Source organism: Lacibacter cauensis, from assembly GCF_007830055.1.
Classification (GTDB): domain Bacteria; phylum Bacteroidota; class Bacteroidia; order Chitinophagales; family Chitinophagaceae; genus Lacibacter; species Lacibacter cauensis.
Map to the genome: position 1 here is coordinate 79,467 of NZ_VLLE01000008.1, position 16,517 is coordinate 95,983.

At 39.3% G+C, this 16,517-nt stretch carries 22 protein-coding genes; 12 read left to right on the top strand and 10 right to left on the bottom strand.

Features of this window, described 5'->3' with window-relative positions:
* Positions 1-109: 109 nt before the first annotated feature.
* From IQ13_RS20785 to IQ13_RS20830, 10 genes are all read right to left on the bottom strand, one after another.
* On the bottom strand, positions 110-415 hold the full coding sequence (locus tag IQ13_RS20785) for a hypothetical protein (protein WP_144888674.1): 306 nt from the start codon (positions 413-415) through the stop codon (positions 110-112).
* A gap of 6 nt (positions 416-421) precedes the next feature.
* Entirely contained in the window at positions 422-718 is a 297-nt protein-coding gene (locus IQ13_RS20790) for a hypothetical protein (RefSeq protein ID WP_144888675.1), read from the bottom strand.
* A 217-nt stretch (positions 719-935) separates the two neighbouring features.
* Positions 936-1,391, bottom strand: coding sequence for a DinB family protein (locus IQ13_RS20795; RefSeq protein WP_144888676.1), 456 nt, complete (start codon positions 1,389-1,391; stop codon positions 936-938).
* A gap of 2 nt (positions 1,392-1,393) precedes the next feature.
* Entirely contained in the window at positions 1,394-2,191 is a 798-nt protein-coding gene (locus tag IQ13_RS20800; RefSeq protein ID WP_144888677.1) for a PhzF family protein, read from the bottom strand.
* Positions 2,192-2,496: 305 nt separating this feature from the next.
* Positions 2,497-3,021: a hypothetical protein gene (locus tag IQ13_RS20805; protein WP_144888678.1), complete on the bottom strand. Its 525-nt coding sequence runs from the start codon at positions 3,019-3,021 to the stop codon at positions 2,497-2,499.
* Between the two features lie 293 nt (positions 3,022-3,314).
* A complete protein-coding gene (locus IQ13_RS20810; RefSeq protein ID WP_144888679.1) occupies positions 3,315-3,746 on the bottom strand; it encodes an SMI1/KNR4 family protein in 432 nt (143 codons plus the stop codon).
* A gap of 242 nt (positions 3,747-3,988) precedes the next feature.
* Positions 3,989-4,765, bottom strand: a complete 777-nt coding sequence (locus tag IQ13_RS20815) for a class I SAM-dependent methyltransferase (protein WP_144888680.1) — start codon at positions 4,763-4,765, stop codon at positions 3,989-3,991.
* 243 nt (positions 4,766-5,008) lie between these two features.
* Positions 5,009-5,548: a hypothetical protein gene (locus IQ13_RS20820; protein WP_144888681.1), complete on the bottom strand. Its 540-nt coding sequence runs from the start codon at positions 5,546-5,548 to the stop codon at positions 5,009-5,011.
* Between the two features lie 289 nt (positions 5,549-5,837).
* A complete protein-coding gene (locus IQ13_RS20825; protein ID WP_144888682.1) occupies positions 5,838-6,158 on the bottom strand; it encodes a hypothetical protein in 321 nt (106 codons plus the stop codon).
* Between the two features lie 52 nt (positions 6,159-6,210).
* Complete coding sequence (locus tag IQ13_RS20830) at positions 6,211-6,453, bottom strand: hypothetical protein (RefSeq protein WP_144888683.1); 243 nt, start codon at positions 6,451-6,453, stop codon at positions 6,211-6,213.
* A gap of 325 nt (positions 6,454-6,778) precedes the next feature.
* Between IQ13_RS20830 and IQ13_RS20835 the strand changes: the two genes are divergently transcribed.
* The 12 genes from IQ13_RS20835 (at position 6,779) to traM (ending at position 16,516) form a co-directional block, all read left to right on the top strand.
* Positions 6,779-7,240 carry a hypothetical protein gene (locus IQ13_RS20835; RefSeq protein ID WP_144888684.1) on the top strand — a complete coding sequence of 154 codons (462 nt, stop codon included), beginning with the start codon at positions 6,779-6,781 and terminating at the stop codon, positions 7,238-7,240.
* 93 nt (positions 7,241-7,333) lie between these two features.
* A complete protein-coding gene (locus IQ13_RS20840; protein WP_144888685.1) occupies positions 7,334-7,663 on the top strand; it encodes a DUF4134 domain-containing protein in 330 nt (109 codons plus the stop codon).
* Positions 7,660-7,986, top strand: coding sequence for a DUF4133 domain-containing protein (locus IQ13_RS20845; RefSeq protein WP_144888686.1), 327 nt, complete (start codon positions 7,660-7,662; stop codon positions 7,984-7,986). Before IQ13_RS20840 ends, IQ13_RS20845 begins: the two co-directional genes overlap by 4 nt.
* Positions 7,979-10,417, top strand: a complete 2,439-nt coding sequence (locus IQ13_RS20850; RefSeq protein ID WP_144888687.1) for a TraG family conjugative transposon ATPase — start codon at positions 7,979-7,981, stop codon at positions 10,415-10,417. The genes IQ13_RS20845 and IQ13_RS20850 overlap by 8 nt, the downstream gene beginning before the upstream one ends.
* An 11-nt stretch (positions 10,418-10,428) precedes the next feature.
* Positions 10,429-10,809: a hypothetical protein gene (locus IQ13_RS20855; protein ID WP_144888688.1), complete on the top strand. Its 381-nt coding sequence runs from the start codon at positions 10,429-10,431 to the stop codon at positions 10,807-10,809.
* Between the two features lie 6 nt (positions 10,810-10,815).
* The gene (locus tag IQ13_RS20860) at positions 10,816-11,499 is read left to right on the top strand and encodes a conjugal transfer protein TraI (protein WP_144888689.1); all 684 of its coding nucleotides are present in this window, start codon (positions 10,816-10,818) and stop codon (positions 11,497-11,499) included.
* A gap of 29 nt (positions 11,500-11,528) precedes the next feature.
* The gene (locus IQ13_RS20865; RefSeq protein ID WP_144888690.1) at positions 11,529-12,149 is read left to right on the top strand and encodes a hypothetical protein; all 621 of its coding nucleotides are present in this window, start codon (positions 11,529-11,531) and stop codon (positions 12,147-12,149) included.
* Entirely contained in the window at positions 12,146-12,763 is a 618-nt protein-coding gene (locus IQ13_RS20870) for a TerB family tellurite resistance protein (RefSeq protein ID WP_144888691.1), read from the top strand. The genes IQ13_RS20865 and IQ13_RS20870 overlap by 4 nt, the downstream gene beginning before the upstream one ends.
* 39 nt (positions 12,764-12,802) lie before the next feature.
* Entirely contained in the window at positions 12,803-13,996 is a 1,194-nt protein-coding gene (gene traJ, locus IQ13_RS20875) for a conjugative transposon protein TraJ (protein WP_144888692.1), read from the top strand.
* A 66-nt stretch (positions 13,997-14,062) separates the two neighbouring features.
* Positions 14,063-14,680, top strand: coding sequence for a conjugative transposon protein TraK (gene traK, locus IQ13_RS20880; RefSeq protein WP_144888693.1), 618 nt, complete (start codon positions 14,063-14,065; stop codon positions 14,678-14,680).
* A gap of 2 nt (positions 14,681-14,682) precedes the next feature.
* Positions 14,683-15,189 carry a hypothetical protein gene (locus tag IQ13_RS20885; protein ID WP_144888694.1) on the top strand — a complete coding sequence of 169 codons (507 nt, stop codon included), beginning with the start codon at positions 14,683-14,685 and terminating at the stop codon, positions 15,187-15,189.
* On the top strand, positions 15,170-16,516 hold the full coding sequence (gene traM / locus IQ13_RS20890; RefSeq protein WP_144888695.1) for a conjugative transposon protein TraM: 1,347 nt from the start codon (positions 15,170-15,172) through the stop codon (positions 16,514-16,516). Before IQ13_RS20885 ends, traM begins: the two co-directional genes overlap by 20 nt.
* Position 16,517: the final 1 nt, after the last annotated feature.

Below are 16,517 nucleotides of genomic sequence, written 5' to 3' on the forward strand. Positions count from 1 at the left end.
CTTTTTGTTCGTTCAGCCGTACACGCAGCTGATAGTAGCACTACTAGGAGGCTTTATTCGTCGCCCTCTCCTCTCCAAACTCAAAACTGCATGTAAACGCTAGTGCCTCTCATTTTCCTAATAGATTCTTTTTAAAGCTGTCAGAGTTCAAAAGCCCTAATTTTTGTCCACCATACAAATCATAAACGTCACAACCAAACTCCGATTTTAATGTTTTTAATATTGGTTTAAGTTGTGTCCAGGTAGTTTCGTTAGCATTGTTTAGAGGAATGCAGATACCTATTGCATCACCATCGTAAAGTCCAAGTCCTGGCATTGGTACAAACGCAAAATTCAAATTGTCAGAATAAACAACGCTATGAATTTTGTCATAGTCTAACTTTTTAGTTGCCTCAGCAATAATGTTAAATGCCATAATAAGTTATTTAATAATTTCTATTGTCAGAAAATCAGGTCTGAGGTATTTATTCAAAAGAGTGTTTTTAATATAGTCGCAAATCTGGTTACTTAGCTGTTGCCCTCTTGCATCTATTTTAATTAGGTGAATCGGGTCTTTAGGCAATTGTGTATCGTAGTAATTAAGTCTGCCAACTATAAATCGTATTGTCCTGTCAATTTTCTCAGGAGAAGACAGGTCATGATTATAAATGTAAACAAATTCGTTTCTGTCAATATTAGCTGCCTCCGGTGTTACTTGTCCCCAGTTTAATGTGTCCATAAAAATTTAGAGTGTTTACAATTGTATTACCGCTTACGGGCAGGGTATTGTTGATTGTCCGGCCCGGAACCGCAGCCTAATAAAGAAATAAAAGTAGAAGTTAACAACTAAAAGCCCAACAGCACTCCGTCTAGGCCAAACCAAAGTTCAATGTTGCAAGCAGCCGAAGTTTCAACATCCAGCCCTGCTTACACAAAACCTCATGTGCTGTGCTGCTTTACGTTCTGTTACTTTCAATCAGTCGCCTATGATAATTTATTTGTCCCAAATGATAAGTTAAATGAGTTGTCAAGTGAACTAATAAATATGCTGTTGATGTTTTTTCTTCAAATACTAAATCCGGATATTCAGTATTCAAAATATTTTCATCAAGACTATCCAATGTTTGATTAATCATTTCGATTGTATGTTCAACCTGTCGAATTAGTTCTTGTCTTGGAACATCTTTTGAAGAAAACTCCAACGGTCGATTTCTTACATAACCTGTCTTGCCTAATTCTCTTCCAATGTATGTGTTTAAATTTCCAACCAGATGCAAACAAAGATTACCAGCTGAATTACTAATTTGTCCTGTAACTTTCCAGATGTCAGCTTCATTTTTATATTGCTCAATTTCAGTTTTTAATCGATTTAAATCTCTGTTGAATAATTTTTTTAAAGTGTCAATAATCATAGTTATAAAATTAATTGTCCTTCTAAAACGGTTACAGCCTCACCTAAAATGAAAACTTTGTCTTCCAAAAGTTCAGTACCCATTATTCCTGTTCTTAATGAAGATTGATAGGCATTCAATTTTGTTTTGTTCAATTTTGTCACCCAATATTTTGTCAAAAAAGTTTGAACACCACCTGTTACTGGGTCTTCATTCGTTCCTGCCCAGGGCCAAAAATATCTGTAATGAAAATCAAATTCTTCGCTGTCTGAAATAGCTGTAACTAATACACCGTTTATTCCTGTATATGAATTGATCAATGCGGTAAAATCAGGTCTCAAATTTGCCAACGCAATCGCACTTTCTATTTCAAGTAAAATAATTTTATATACTGGGTTGTATCGTTTATTGATCATTTCAGAAATTCCAAGTGCATCTAACATACTTTTTGGAACGTCAATTTCTTCCGTGTCATAAACAGGAAATTGCATTCTGATTTTATTTTCTATTTTCTCAATAAAAAGTTCAATATTGTTACAGTTAATAAATTTTATATTGTCAAACGAGGTTGTATCGAAAACAATTTTTGACGAAGCTAATGTGGCGTGTCCACACAAAGGAATTTCAACTTTTGGCGTAAAAAATCGTATGCTATACTTGTTGTCTGCTATCTGTCGTATAAATGCAGTTTCAGAAAAGCCAATTTCAGTTGCAATTTTTTGCATTAAGTCAGCGTCTAATTCTGTGTCAGGAAGGCAAACTGCTGCCGGGTTTCCTTTAAATTTTTCATTTGTAAAAGAGTCTACGAAATATGTTTTCATGTTTAAATGTTCTAAGGCGTTTTGGAGTTCTTAAAAAATAACACACAACAAAATTACGCAACGCAAACAAATTTCTAATCAGTTAATTTTCAATACTTGCCATCTGCGTTTTTTACATTGTTGGGTTGCACAATTGCACGCATTCTAAAGCCCATGCTCAACTAAATCTGCAAGCGGGCTTGTACTATTTACTTGATGGTTGGAGTCTTCTTCAACCGGTTTCTTTTTTAGGGTATTGTTGCGGTTGGCGGGTTCACCAACCTATACGAAAAAGCAGCAAACCTCATATTGCCTGCTGGCTTTCGTCACTTGTGTGATGAAAGCCAAATACTATCATTAGCCTTTGTCGTATAATTCCATAATAGTTCATCATCAATTTTTCCTTCATAAAATATCTGTCCTCTGATGTCTGTCCAATTGTGATTATAATATGTCAGTACTTGCTTTATTGCTTCGCAATGTTTTTTGTCTAAAGGGTTTCCGTCTTTAAAGAATTTACCTTCTTTCGCATAAGTTGGGTAGTACTCAAAATATTTATCGGTCAAACCTGCTTGTTTAACCCAAATGTTTTTAAAATAGTCTTTGCTGCCAACAGAGTAAGCCCAATCACTTCGTTGTTTAATTAAGTCGCTGCTTGTCCTGTAAGAAAGTGTACTGTCACCTTTGAAATGAATGGTCAAAAAGTATTCTGGTAAATATTTATTCGGTCCTTTTGTACTGGAACTGTTCCAATTGTCTATTAAGTCAACAACTTGGTCAGTGGTCAAGCGTAAGGAAACTGTGTCAAACTGCTTGCGAATTTCAACATAGCTAACATAGTCTTTGTCCACCTTTTGTTTGTCATTAAAAGAACTATAACAAGATGCAAGGAAAAGTGATATGATTATTAGAGAATGCCTCATAAGATTGCAGGCAACGAGCAGGGCTTTATGTAGGTTAGAAAATAGTATTCTGTCTGCCCATAACCGCTACTGATTGAAAACATGTTGATGAAGTTAAGTACATAAGTTAATAGGTATTCGTCTGACCGAACTGAACCAAGGAATTGCAAATAGCTGATTATGTTATGATGTGCCCAACTTGCATAAAACCAAATGTTGTACGCCGCCTTTGGATAGTCCAACTATATTTTGTCAAACGCTGTGTAATTATAAAGCCCTTCAACAAACTTCTCAAAAGTGTCACCGAGCGGAAGAAAATCCTTCTCGTCAGCAATCTTGGGCAAAAGTCCAAACTGGTAAGGGGTTTGTCGTTTGTCAATAACAAACATTTCTCCGCCACCATTTGTACCGATGCAAATTGCCCAGGGGAAAAATTCTGCGCAAGTGCCCTGCGTGCTTTTATAGATTGTGTCAACTGGGTCGAAGTCAACAACAAATTCGTTTACGAGTCCGGCAAAACCGTTTGTAAACTTTAAAAAGTCTTTATAATCGGTCGGCAACTCTATACTCAATTGATTTTCTAACTCTGATATCTTTTTATCTGTTGCAGGCGGGTTAAATTCGTTTGCGTTGTCAGCAGTGTTAAGAAAATATCTTTTTATCAAGTCAGACATATAAAGATGAAAATTTTAGACTGTCAACCGGTTGCACACAACGTACGAGGCTTGCCGCAAGGCTGGAATTGCTGCTGTGTCTGCCCGGCAACCGAAGCCGATTAAAAAACTAATGTTGAAGTTAACAACTAAAAGCCAAATAGAATTCGGTCAAGCCCGATATTAGTTGATAGTAGTACAACAGCCGATTGTTATTCCGTCCGCCAGCCTTTCGGCAAACCTTTTGTTAGCGGTTCGTTGTTCTATTTGTTGGTCGCTGGCCTTGAAATTATTAATCTCAAAGCACAAGTAAAAGTTGGTTGAGTTCTGAAATGTCCATACTTTTTATCCCATTCTCCTGATTGTAAATCGTCTTGCAGCGATTGAACTAATTTTTCTTCAACGCCTTTTGGCAAAAATCCCCAAGCAGATTGTGATAAACGGACTTCCTTTTCTAAAAAAGCTTCTGGTCTGCCATAAAATGCTTCTTGAAATCCGTCTACGCAGTCTAAAGGAATTGGAATTGCAACAACTTCGCAATTTCCACCAAGAGAGTTTTTTATAAAATCAATGGTCGGATAACGAGCTTTTTCAACTTCAATTAGTTCTGGAAAATAATGCACATTCCAAAAGTTATCTAACTCCGCAGGGTCAAAAGTCATTATAATAACTTGTCCTTTTGTAACCCTTCGCAATTCCTTTAAACCTTTGTTTATATCTGGCCAATGATGTACAGTTATCATAGCCATTGAAGCGTCAAAGGAATTATCATCAAAAGGTAAATTATCAGCTTTGGCATTAATGGCAGGAATTTTTCCATTCTCAAGTCTTTGAGAACGCATTACAATTGATGGTTCAACAGCAACAACATATCTGTCGATTGGTTCGTATGAGCCTGTACCTGCTCCAACATTTAAAATTGTTATTGCATCGGCTAATGCATCGGATACATACTTTGCAATTCTCGTGTCTGTCTGCCGATAACCTGAATATTTTTGTCCAAGTTTATCGTAATCAAATGCTGGATTTTCTATTTTCATTTTCTATTTTAATGGTGTCACTCTACAATGACCGCTAACGTTCACAGCTTTGCGGTCGGCGGGGCAATTCTTTTACGTCGCCCCAGGCGACGGGTGCTGAACGGTGTTACTAAAGATAAAATTTTATTCAAAAGTCAAATAGATAAAAGTCAGCCGGTACAAAAGCTAAATAGTATTACAGGTGATGACCGACGCTTTGCGTCGCCCCCTGCTGCCGCAAAACTGCATGTTGGCTGCTGCTTTCTATGCTTCTCCATTAACCATAAAATAGGAAAATGTATTCGTCGACAAATTTATTGTTAGACTAAAATAACAGTTGCCGCCGTCTTTAACCGTCAATATTTCTTTTCTCCAATTTGCAAAGTCAGAACAAAAGCAATTAACCCAAACTTCCTTTTGTCCTGCTGAGTTGAGGAAGGGTAAATACTGTCTTTTGTATCTTGATAAGTCAATTACAAAGTCGTCAACCTTTAAATTGTATTCTGGATGTTCTTTTGATAATGTGTCAAACTTTAGTTTTTGCTCTGGATTGTAATTGTCAACACATTGTTTAAGGATGATGTCAATTTCTTCAATTTCAGCTCTTGTTAAAAGAGTAGGGTTGGTGTTGTTCGAAAGCGAAGTGTTAGTTGTGTCAAAATTTAGGATTACATAATTAGATGTGTCATTACTATGAATGTTTACTTCTGCTGTTTTAGTCTGATTATTTGTTGTTTGTCCGCATGATAATAAGAAAAGAAGTAAAAAGGCGGGAAGCTTCAGGAGTGTCAAATTTGTATTCATTTTATTTAGTAAGATGCAAAGATGTACGGACTCCATAAAGTAGCAGCCAACACGTATATTGATGTTATTATACGCAGTGCTAATTTAAAAAACGTTTTTTGATAATCAATAAGTTAATGTTCAACATTATGTATTGTTGTTAGTACAATACATTTTACCATTCAATTCCTTCTTTCTGCCTAAGATCATCAAATGGGCTAACAATATTAACCAGCTTTCTTCCCGGCAACGTCTCCCTGTAATGAGTTGCAAGTTTGCTTAACAGCCCGGGGAGGACGTTGCGTATAATTTATATCTTCTTCTCTTCAGTCAAATCAATATCCAGCAATAATGCATAACCTGTTATATCATAAATGCCTTGCTCATGGGTTGCATAGTACATAGCAGAACTATGTACATAATCTGCTGGACTTTTGCACAAATCCCATTTCCCCCTGCAAGGATTCATATGAAAATAATCCAGTTTTTGCTGAATAAACGCTTCCGAATCGCATTTTTTCCAATCGAATGACAATTCCCATACGTTATGCTTTTTATTATTTGCTTTTCGCTCCGCCTCCACATGCATACGCAATGTATTTAACATCGCTGTTTCTCCTTTGGCTTGCATGCGTTCTATTATTTCATAGGCTATAAATCGTTTGCCATTTCCAATGATTGTATTAATGGATTGATGGGTTTTTCGAAAACCAATTAAAACATGCAGGTCCTGCCCGTCCGGTCAGGCGGGGATTAGGCATAATAACATAACCAGTAATATAATGTCCGTTTGATTTCAGATGATCGAACCAATTATAAACGATGTCATACCCGTTTACAATTTCAATTAACGGCAGCCAATTTGTACAGGTAAACGTAATAGAGAAAATACCATCGGTAAATGGAATAGATGTTTTAACTGGCATAGCATAAATATAAAAATCTTCTTCGTTGTACGCAACGTTCCCATTAAGCTTGGTACATATTTTTAGCTTTACTTTGTGGGAGACTTTACGGAGAAGAAACCTCGTTAAATAAAAAGGAAAATGACATTGAATAATTGATTCGGAAATGTATAGATCATTTTTCAAATGCCAACCGGCAATAAGTAAATGAACACTTAGATCTTTACCCTAACTGCTGCAAAAAATAATTTCAAATAAATCTTTCCGACTTGTGATTATAGTGTGAGAAGCAATGATTTTTCAACAGGATCTTTGTTGAGCTAATCATTCTTAAAAACATAATGCTATGTTCACCTCAATCACCTGGAACGATTACCTGGTCTTTATCTTGACCGTTCTGTTTCTTTACTACACATTCATTGCTGTGCGTTACTACAAATGGGAACTCTTAGCACTTTCAGGTATTCAAAAGGAATTACCTAATTCGAAGCAACTACAGTATGTCGACATCAAACAGCAGTTTATTACTAACAGCAGTTACACAGATCAGCAAACTATCTCAGCTGTTGCAGACAATGAAGAAATCAGTGAAATAGTAAAAGCAGAAATCACCGCACTGTTTGCCAACAGCCCTGAAACAATTTCTTCAAACATACTAAGCGACTCATTGAATGCCATCCTCAGCAAGTATTCCTCCCGTCTACTCCAGCAAAGGCTGGATTTGAGTCGCTTTATACTGGAAGAATCCGGCAACTATTTTCCCGGTCTCCTCTCACAAAACGATGTTGAGCAGTTGTGGTTTGGATAGTCCTGTAATGCTTCGCTGCACTGTGCAGGAGAACCAAGTGCGTATAGACAAGTAGCAGCGAAGCATTCCTTTAACCTTAAAAAAATTGCTACTATGAAGAATAATCATTTCATCAACAATCATTTCCTCAAACAGTTATTATTTACTGTCGCTACTGTTCTGTTATGTATTGTCGTTGCTTTTGCGCAGGATGGTAACGCCGGCATCAATGAAGCCAATACGAAAGTGCGGAGTTATTTCGCTTCCGGGGTCAACCTGATGTATGCAGTTGGTGCCATTGTCGGGCTTATCGGCGCCATTAAAGTGTACCAGAAATGGAATAGCGGCGATCACGATACCGGAAAAGTTGCTTCTGCCTGGTTTGGCAGCTGTGTGTTCCTGGTAATTGTGGCTACTGTGCTTCGCTCATTCTTTGCTGTATGATAAATAGTGTTTACTCGATCAATAAAAACATCAATAAGTCCATTGAGTTTAAGGGACTGAAGGCACAGTATATCTGGTATCTCGGTGGAGGACTGGTTTGTCTGTTGATCTTATTTGCCATGCTGTATCTCTGTGGATTTGGTTTACTGGTTTGCTTACCGGTTACTTTCATACTTGGTTCTGTACTGTTCATGCACATTTATAAACTCAGCAGAACCTATGGAGAATATGGCATGATGAAAAAAATCGCCAAGCGATCCATCCCACCTGTTATTAAAAACGATTCATTGGTTCAACTCAAACAGCAATTAATCCATGCGTAAACTATCTGACATATTACCGGTGTATGCTATCGAGCACGATGCGATCCTTTCCAAGTATGGAGATGTTACCATTGCGTTTCAAATCGCACTTCCTGAACTATTCACGTTGAGTAATGATGAATACGAAGCGTTTCATCATGCCTGGATCAAGGCCATCAAGGTGATGCCAGTCAACAGTATTCTTTGCAAACAGGATTGGTTTACAGAAGCAGGTTTTCAACCTGATTACAAAACAGATCAGGAAAGTTTTCTTTCCCGCAGCAGCAACCGCTTTTTTGATGAGCGACCTTATCTCGACCACAAAGCCTATATACTCTTGACGAGAAAAGCCAGAAAACGAAAGCCCGCTTCTTCCCTTTTTTCTACCTTACTGCGTAAACATATCGTGCCGGAGGAAACACTGGATGCAAAATTCCTGCATGAATTCCTCAACCTAACCGGTCAGTTTCAAAAAATATTGACTGACAGCGGCTTTGTACAACTCGAACGCTTACGTAATGAAGAACTTGCTGATCTTGTCATGCAGTATCTGAACCTGGGACAGCATGATGGCGTTATCCGTGATATTGAATTTAAACCGGAATGGAAAATCGGTGAATTTCATTGCCAGCTGTTTACCATGGCTGATGCTGAATTTGTGCCGGCCATGTGTGGTTCACGCATCAACTATGATAAATACTCTACCGATAAAACAAAATTCAGTGTGGGTTTTGCTTCTCCGGTTGGACAACTGCTCTCCTGTAATCATCTCTACAGTCAGTATGTATTTATCAACGATACACAAAAGCTTTTTCAGCAACTGGAAAGTAAAAAACTGCGGCTGCAATCACTCGCTGCGTACAGCCGTGAAAATGCCATAGCCAAAGAAGCGACCGATGCTTTTCTGAATGAAGCCATCAGTGAACAACGGTTGCCTGTAAAAGCGCATTTTAATCTGCTTAGCTGGACAACAGAAGCTTCGCAGATCAAACACCTGCGAAATCTATGCTCATCGGCACTTACACAAATGGATGCCAAACCAAAACTGGAAACAGAAGGTGCTGCACAGATATTTTGGGCCGGTATTCCGGGCAATGCAGCAGATTTCCCGATGAATGAAACCTTTGACACCTTCTCACCACAGGCCTGTTGCTTTTTAAACCTGGAAACCAATTACCGTTCTTCGCTCAGCCCCATTGGTATCCGTTTAGGAGACCGTTTAACGGGTAAACCGATTCATGTGGATCTTTCGGATGAACCATTGAATAAAGGCATCTGTACCAACCGGAATAAATTTATTCTCGGCCCATCGGGAAGTGGTAAATCATTTTTCACCAATCATATGCTGCGCTCTTATTACGAACAGGGCACGCATATTGTGCTCGTTGATGTTGGTCATTCCTATAAAGGATTATGCGATCTGGTAAAGGGCTACTACTTCACTTATTCCGAAAAAGAACCAATCCGCTTCAACCCGTTTTACATTACCGATGAGGATGTACTGGATACCGAGAAAAAAGAAAGTATTAAAACGCTATTGCTGGCACTATGGAAAAAAGACACCGAAAGCTTCAAGCGGAGTGAATATGTAGCCCTTTCCAACGCATTGCAGTTATACTTTGACAGGTTAAAAGCAGACTCAAGCATCTTTCCCTGCTTCAACAGTTTTTATGAATTCTTAAAAGATGAGTTTGTTGCTGTTTTAAAAAACGACAACGTACAGGATAAAGATTTCGACGTTTCCAATTTTCTCTATGTACTTCGTCCCTACTATGCCGGTGGCGAATTTGACTACCTGTTGAATGCTACTGAAAACCTGGATCTGTTACAGCAGCGGTTTATTGTTTTTGAGCTGGATAACATCAAAGATCATCCAATCCTGTTTCCGGTTGTAACTATTATCATCATGGAAGTATTTATTTCGAAAATGCGCAAGCTCAAAGGCATCCGTAAAATCATTCTGATTGAAGAAGCCTGGAAAGCCATTGCAAAGGAAGGAATGGCCGAGTATATTAAGTACCTGTTTAAAACCGTGCGGAAGTTTTATGGCGAAGCGATTGTAGTCACACAGGAAGTAGAAGACATCATCTCCTCCCCTGTGGTGAAACAAGCCATCATCAATAACAGCGATTGTAAAATTTTACTGGATCAAAGTAAGTACCAGAACAAGTTCGACCAGATACAGGAGTTATTGGGTCTGACAGAAAAAGAAAAAGCATTGATTCTTTCGATCAACAAAGCCAATGATCCAAACAGAAAATACAAAGAAGTATTTATATCACTCGGCGGCGTGGTGAGTAAAGTCTATCGTACAGAGGTTTCACCCGAAGAATACCTCGCTTACACCACCGAAGAAAAAGAGAAAATAAAGGTGCAGGCTTATGCTTGCAAACACGGAGGTAATCTTGAACGGGCCATCCAGGAATTAGCCGCAGAATTTACGCACAACTAAACGGGTTAAACATGAAACAACTTTTTCCTTTGCTCATCGTATCGATGTTAGTGATCAGCTGCTCCAATCAAAGCAGTGATCAAACACTTGCTTTCATACCCGGTACGTATGTACGGAGTGAACAAAATGAATATGGACAAATTGAAGACACCATCAACATAAGCATCCAACATCAGGAAGTTAACAGCTTTATAATCGAACAAAGATGGCAATATGAAAGAATTCTAGATGGAATACACCAACAGCCAGAATACAAAATGATCATCGATCTGGGGTTCTACTACCCTGAAAAAAAACTTATGAAAAATCAACGAACTCTTGTAACCTACTCATTTGATCTAGAAAAAAATGTTTTGTATTTCGGAAGCCTCCGTTTTCAAAAAATAAAATAATTCAGTATGAAAAATATATTCCTTACCGTTTCACTTCTGTTTTGTTGTTTATTGGTCCCTGTAAAACAAACAAAAGCTGCTGATCCTATCTTGCAGATCATCAAAGAAGCTGTGATCAAAGTCATTAAAGAAATCGATCTGCAGATCCAGCGCTTACAAAACAAAACCATCTGGTTACAAAATGCACAGAAGACTGTCGAAAATAAAATGTCCGAACTCAAATTAAATGAAATAAAAGATTGGGTTGAAAAGCAGCGTAAACAATACGAAGAATATTTTGATGAGTTGTGGAAAGTAAAAACAGCTATTACCTATCTCAAAACCGTGAAAGATATCATCGAACGGCAATCCTCACTGGTAAAGGAGTACAAGCAGGCCTGGGCAGTGTTTCAAAAAGACAAACACTTCTCTAAAGAAGAACTGCAATACATGTATGCCGTATATAACGGAATTCTTGAACAGAGCATCAAAAATATCGACCAATTAACCCTGGTAATTACTTCGTTTGAAACGCAGATGACCGATGGCAAACGCCTGGAGATTATCCAGACCATTGCCGGTACGTTGGATGAACAATATGCAGACCTGAGAAACTTCAATGAACAAAATAAACTCATTGCTATTCAGCGTGGACTGGAAAAAGGCGAAATTGATCATATACGCAAGTTGTATGCTTTGCCATTGAACTAGCTATCGATTTATCTTCAAACTATACAACCATGAAACAACTCCTGATACTACTTCTTACATTAACGCTGTTGTCTCAAAACGCAACAGCGCAGACGAGCAAGCCACCCAAAGAAATGATTCAACAGATCGCTGCGCTGAAAATATTTCTGAAATATGCACGTCAAGGTTACTCGATTGTCAGCGGTGGATTACGCACCGTCAACAACATTAAAAACGGCGATTTTAATCTGCATGATCTGCAGTTTGATCATTTAAAACAGGTATCTCCTTCCGTCACCCGCTATACTGCACTGTCAGGACTTACTCTGTCGCATATAAGACTGCTACTTACCTGCAACAAATTACTTCGGCAGATCGGTCAACAAAACATTCTAACTAAGGAAGAACAGGTTTTCTGTAAAGGTTCAGTCACAATGATGATGAATGTGTGCAAGCAGTATGTGGATGAATTGACGCTCCTAGTTACAGCCAATGACCTCGAATTAAAAGACGATGAACGGATCAACCGAATCAGTCAACTGAAGCAAATGACCATCCGGCTGGAATCTTCGGTTCGCTCGCTGAGTGAAGAGCTGCAACTGCTGACACAGAACCGTATAAACGAGCAACATGCAATACAACATTCCAAACAGTTAAATAACCTGAAATGAAAAAGATCGTCCTGTTCATTTTTTTGTGCAGCCTGAGTTTTCAAAGTAAAGCACAGGCAGAAGAAGCTCAACAGTTATTATTAAACGTAGAAAAACTGTTGCAATTCAAAAAAATACTGCAGAACATGTATGACGGTTTCAAACTGATCAGCAACGGGTATAATGCAGTAAAAGATATCTCCGAAGGTAATTTCAAATTACACAAAGTATTTCTTGACGGACTTTCCGAAGTCAGTCCCGCCGTTAAAAAATACAAACGGATTGCCGACATTATCGATTATCAATTGCGTATCGTTAACGATAGTAAAAAAGTACTTCAGCAATTCAAATCCGACAAACAGTTCAGTACTGTCGAAATCAATTACCTGGCAACAGTGTACGATAACCTGATCCGTCAAACAATGAAACATGCAGAAGAATTGCTGCTTGTTATAACAGCAGGTAAACTTCGCATGAGTGATGATGAACGCCTAGCAGCCATTGACCGCATATTTGTTTCTGTTGAATCACAATACAGCTTTGTACGTGAATTCAGTAACAGCACAAGACTGCTTTCTTTACAGCGAAGGTCAGAACAGGATCAAATTGACCGTATGCGGCTGCTCCATCGTTGACAATGACATAGACTACTTCATTCTTTAAAAACTGTGTGTATGTATTTGTGTGTAAGGTTCATGATCATAACACTGGCAATTATTCTTCCTATGACCGGCATGGCACAAAACTCGATGGCAGGGAGTATACGCAGCCTCCAATCGGTACTTGACCAGCTGTATGAAGAGATGATCCCACTTTGCAGCCAACTGATTGGAGTTGGCCGGGGAATTGCCGGTTTTGCTGCTACCTGGTACATTGCTGCAAGAGTATGGGGCCATATTGCCAGAGCTGAACCGGTGGACTTCTATCCCCTGTTCCGGCCGTTTGTGCTTGGGTTTGCCATCCTTATTTTCCCTTCTGTAATTGCAATGATCAATGGTGTCATGAAACCCACCGTTACGGCCTCAGCTGCGATGGTAAAAAACTCTGATAAAGCGATTGCCCAACTGCTGATCATGAAGGAACAGGCCATCAAACAAACAGCCTACTGGCAGATGTATGTTGGCCCTTCGGGTATTGGAGATCGTGATCGCTGGTACAAATATTATTACAAAAATCAACCGGAAGGGGTTCTTGAAAGTATCGGCAATGATGTCAAATTTGCTGCTGCGAAATTCTCTTATCAATTCCGCAATTCTGTTAAGCAATGGATGGCGGAGGTATTACAGATCCTGTTTGAAGCAGCTGCACTCTGCATCAACACCATCCGTACATTTTACCTGATTGTGCTGTCTATACTCGGACCATTGGTATTCGGCATTGCTGTATTTGATGGCTTTCAGCACACGTTAACGGTGTGGATTGCCCGCTATCTGAATATTTTCCTGTGGTTGCCGGTTGCCAATGTGTTTGGGGGGATCATTGGGAAGATACAGGAGAATATGCTCAAAGTTGATCTGCAACAGATCAGCAATTCGGGTGATACATTCTTCAGTTCCACCGATACTGCTTACCTGATCTTTTTGATCATCGGGATCGTCGGCTATTTCACAGTGCCATCTGTTGCCAACTATATCATCAATGCAGGTGGAGGTAACACACTGATGCAAAAAGTTACTTCGATGATGAGCAGCTCCACAATGGCCGTTGCAAGCGGTGGTGCTTCCATGGCAAAGGATGCGATCAGCGGCGGCTATAATAAACTGACCAGTTCCATGGCCGATGCTGGGCTTTCCGGTGGCTACTTTAAGGACACCGCAGGTGGAGGCGGTAATGGTTACCAGCACGATAAATTAAGCGGCAAGACTTAACCGTCATTGATTGACGTCAAACATGTGATATGTGAAACAATTAGTGAGAAAGAAAACGAGTGTAAGATGTTTCAGAAAATGAAAAATATTGATACAGCATTCCGTTATATACGGCTTGTATCAGTGCTGTTTATTACAGGCACTCTTCTGCTTTGTGTTTTTATTGTTACCAAAAGCTACCAGGCAAGTCAGCAATCACAACAACGGGTGTTTATTCTAGCCAATGGCAAAGCCATTGAAGCCTTTGCGGCAGAACGAAAAGAAAATATTCCTGTTGAAGCAATGGACCATGTCAAAATGTTTCATCATTATTTTTTTTCGCTTGATCCTGACGACAAAGTAATCCAGGAACATATTTCCAAAGCACTTTACCTCGCCGACAGGTCAGCAAAAGAACAATATGACAACCTGAAAGAAAACGGCTATTTCGCCAGTGTCATCTCCGGTAATATCAGTCAGGAAATCGAAGCAGACAGTATTGCTGTCAATATCGATCAGTATCCCTTTTATTTCCGATACACAGGCAAACAACGGATCATCCGTCCGGCCAGTATTGTAACAAGGTTATTAATCACGGAAGGTTACCTGCGAAGCGTAGCACGTTCCGATCATAACCCGCATGGATTTCTGATTGAAAAATGGCGAACAGTTTCCAACCAGGATATACAATCGCAAAACCGCTGATCATGTTCAGAAAAAAACAAACAATACAAACAATCAAAAATGACAGCATGCCAACTGACCGTATGGCTGCAATCATTGTTCGGATTATTCAGCAGTTGCAGGAACGCTTTGTACGACTTATGAAAGCGATCATTAACAAGCTGGGTGTATCACAATCTAAGATTATGTTTGGCGTAGTATTAAGTACTGCAGGATTCTACAGTCTGTACATCATTGGTACAGCATTACTGCAACCATCAAAAGGATTACAGTTCTTCAAGCCATCAGCTATACAACAACCGGAAATAATTTATCAGAACGACCGGAACGATCCTATGCGATTACCAGTCAAAGACTCAATCACTGCTGCAAAAATCAAGAACTTGAAAATGTATTTCGACAGCCTTCAAAAAAAGTATTCAAAACAATATGACAGCATCCTGCAATCCCGGCCGGGTTTGATTGATAGCATCAGGATGCTCGCACAATTTTATTCTTCACAACAAAAACATGAAGCGTATGAAAAGTGATGCAACGAATGCAGTGTCACAGGTACCTGCAGCAAAAAAAGAAACCGTTCAGCATTCAGCAGCATTTAAACGTAAACGCAAAATGCTGGTCATGCTCCCCCTCATTTGTCTGCCTTTTATCAGTCTGGCTTTCTGGGCCTTGGGAGGAGGAAAAAAAGCTGATGATAACCCGCATACAAATACAGCCGGGCTATTACTCAATCTTCCTGATTCAAAACTGAATGAAGCGGACCCTGCTGACAAGCTACGTTTTTATGAGCAGGCAGAAAAAGATTCGCTGAAACTGGAAGAATGGATGCGCACAGATCCTTATTACCGGCAACGACTTGACAGTAATCACAGCTCAGCAAATGAGCTGCAACTGCTGACCCAACAGACAGCATCCAAGTACAACTATGGACTGAACAGTTCGCCGTATAGTAACAAAGAAACGAGTAGCGAAGATGAGTTGATGCGAAAGCTTGCCTTGTTGCAGGAACAATTAGGAAACAATCCTTCCCTTAAAAAAAACAGATCTTCCTTTGTCAGCAATGAAACGGAACCATCATTTAATGCAGAAGTTGACCGCCTAAATCAGCTCATGCTACAAATGCAAAACAACGGCCAGGATAATCCTGAACTAAAAGCAATACAGGGGACACTGGAAAAAATCATTGACATCCAACACCCCGAACGGGTCAAAGAAAAACTCAAAGAACAATCCGCAAAACAACGAAATATTGTTTTTCCTGTAACGGCGAATAAAAAAACAACTGTTACAAGTTTGCTGGACAGCAATACAAATGAACAGCAGTTCAACGTAGGTTTCTTTGGCATCGATGAAACAAATAAAGAAGAAGAATCAACTTCCATTGAAGCGGTTGTGCATGCAACACAAACGCTGGTGCATGGTTCAATTATACAAATGCGGGTTGCGACCGATCTTTTCATCAATGGTATCCAGATACCAAAAGGAACAAAGCTAAATGGCAAAGTCTCTCTCAATGATGAACGTCTGGAAATTAACATCAGCAGTCTTCGTTATGGCAAACATATTTTTCCTGTTGAGTTAGAGGTCTTCGATATGGATGGAATGTCCGGCATCTATATCCCCGGTGCAATCAGCCGTGATGTGGTAAAAGAATCTGCGCAAAGCAGTCTGCAACAAATGGATATTCTGACGCTCGATCCTTCTTTTCGTGCACAGGCAGCAACAGCTGGTGTAAACACCTTGAAACAACTGCTTGGCAAAAAAGTAAAACAGGTGAAAGTAGTAGTAAAAGAAGGCCACCGGCTTTTACTAAGGGATAAAAAAAGAGAACAACAATTATCACCAAATAACAATTGAT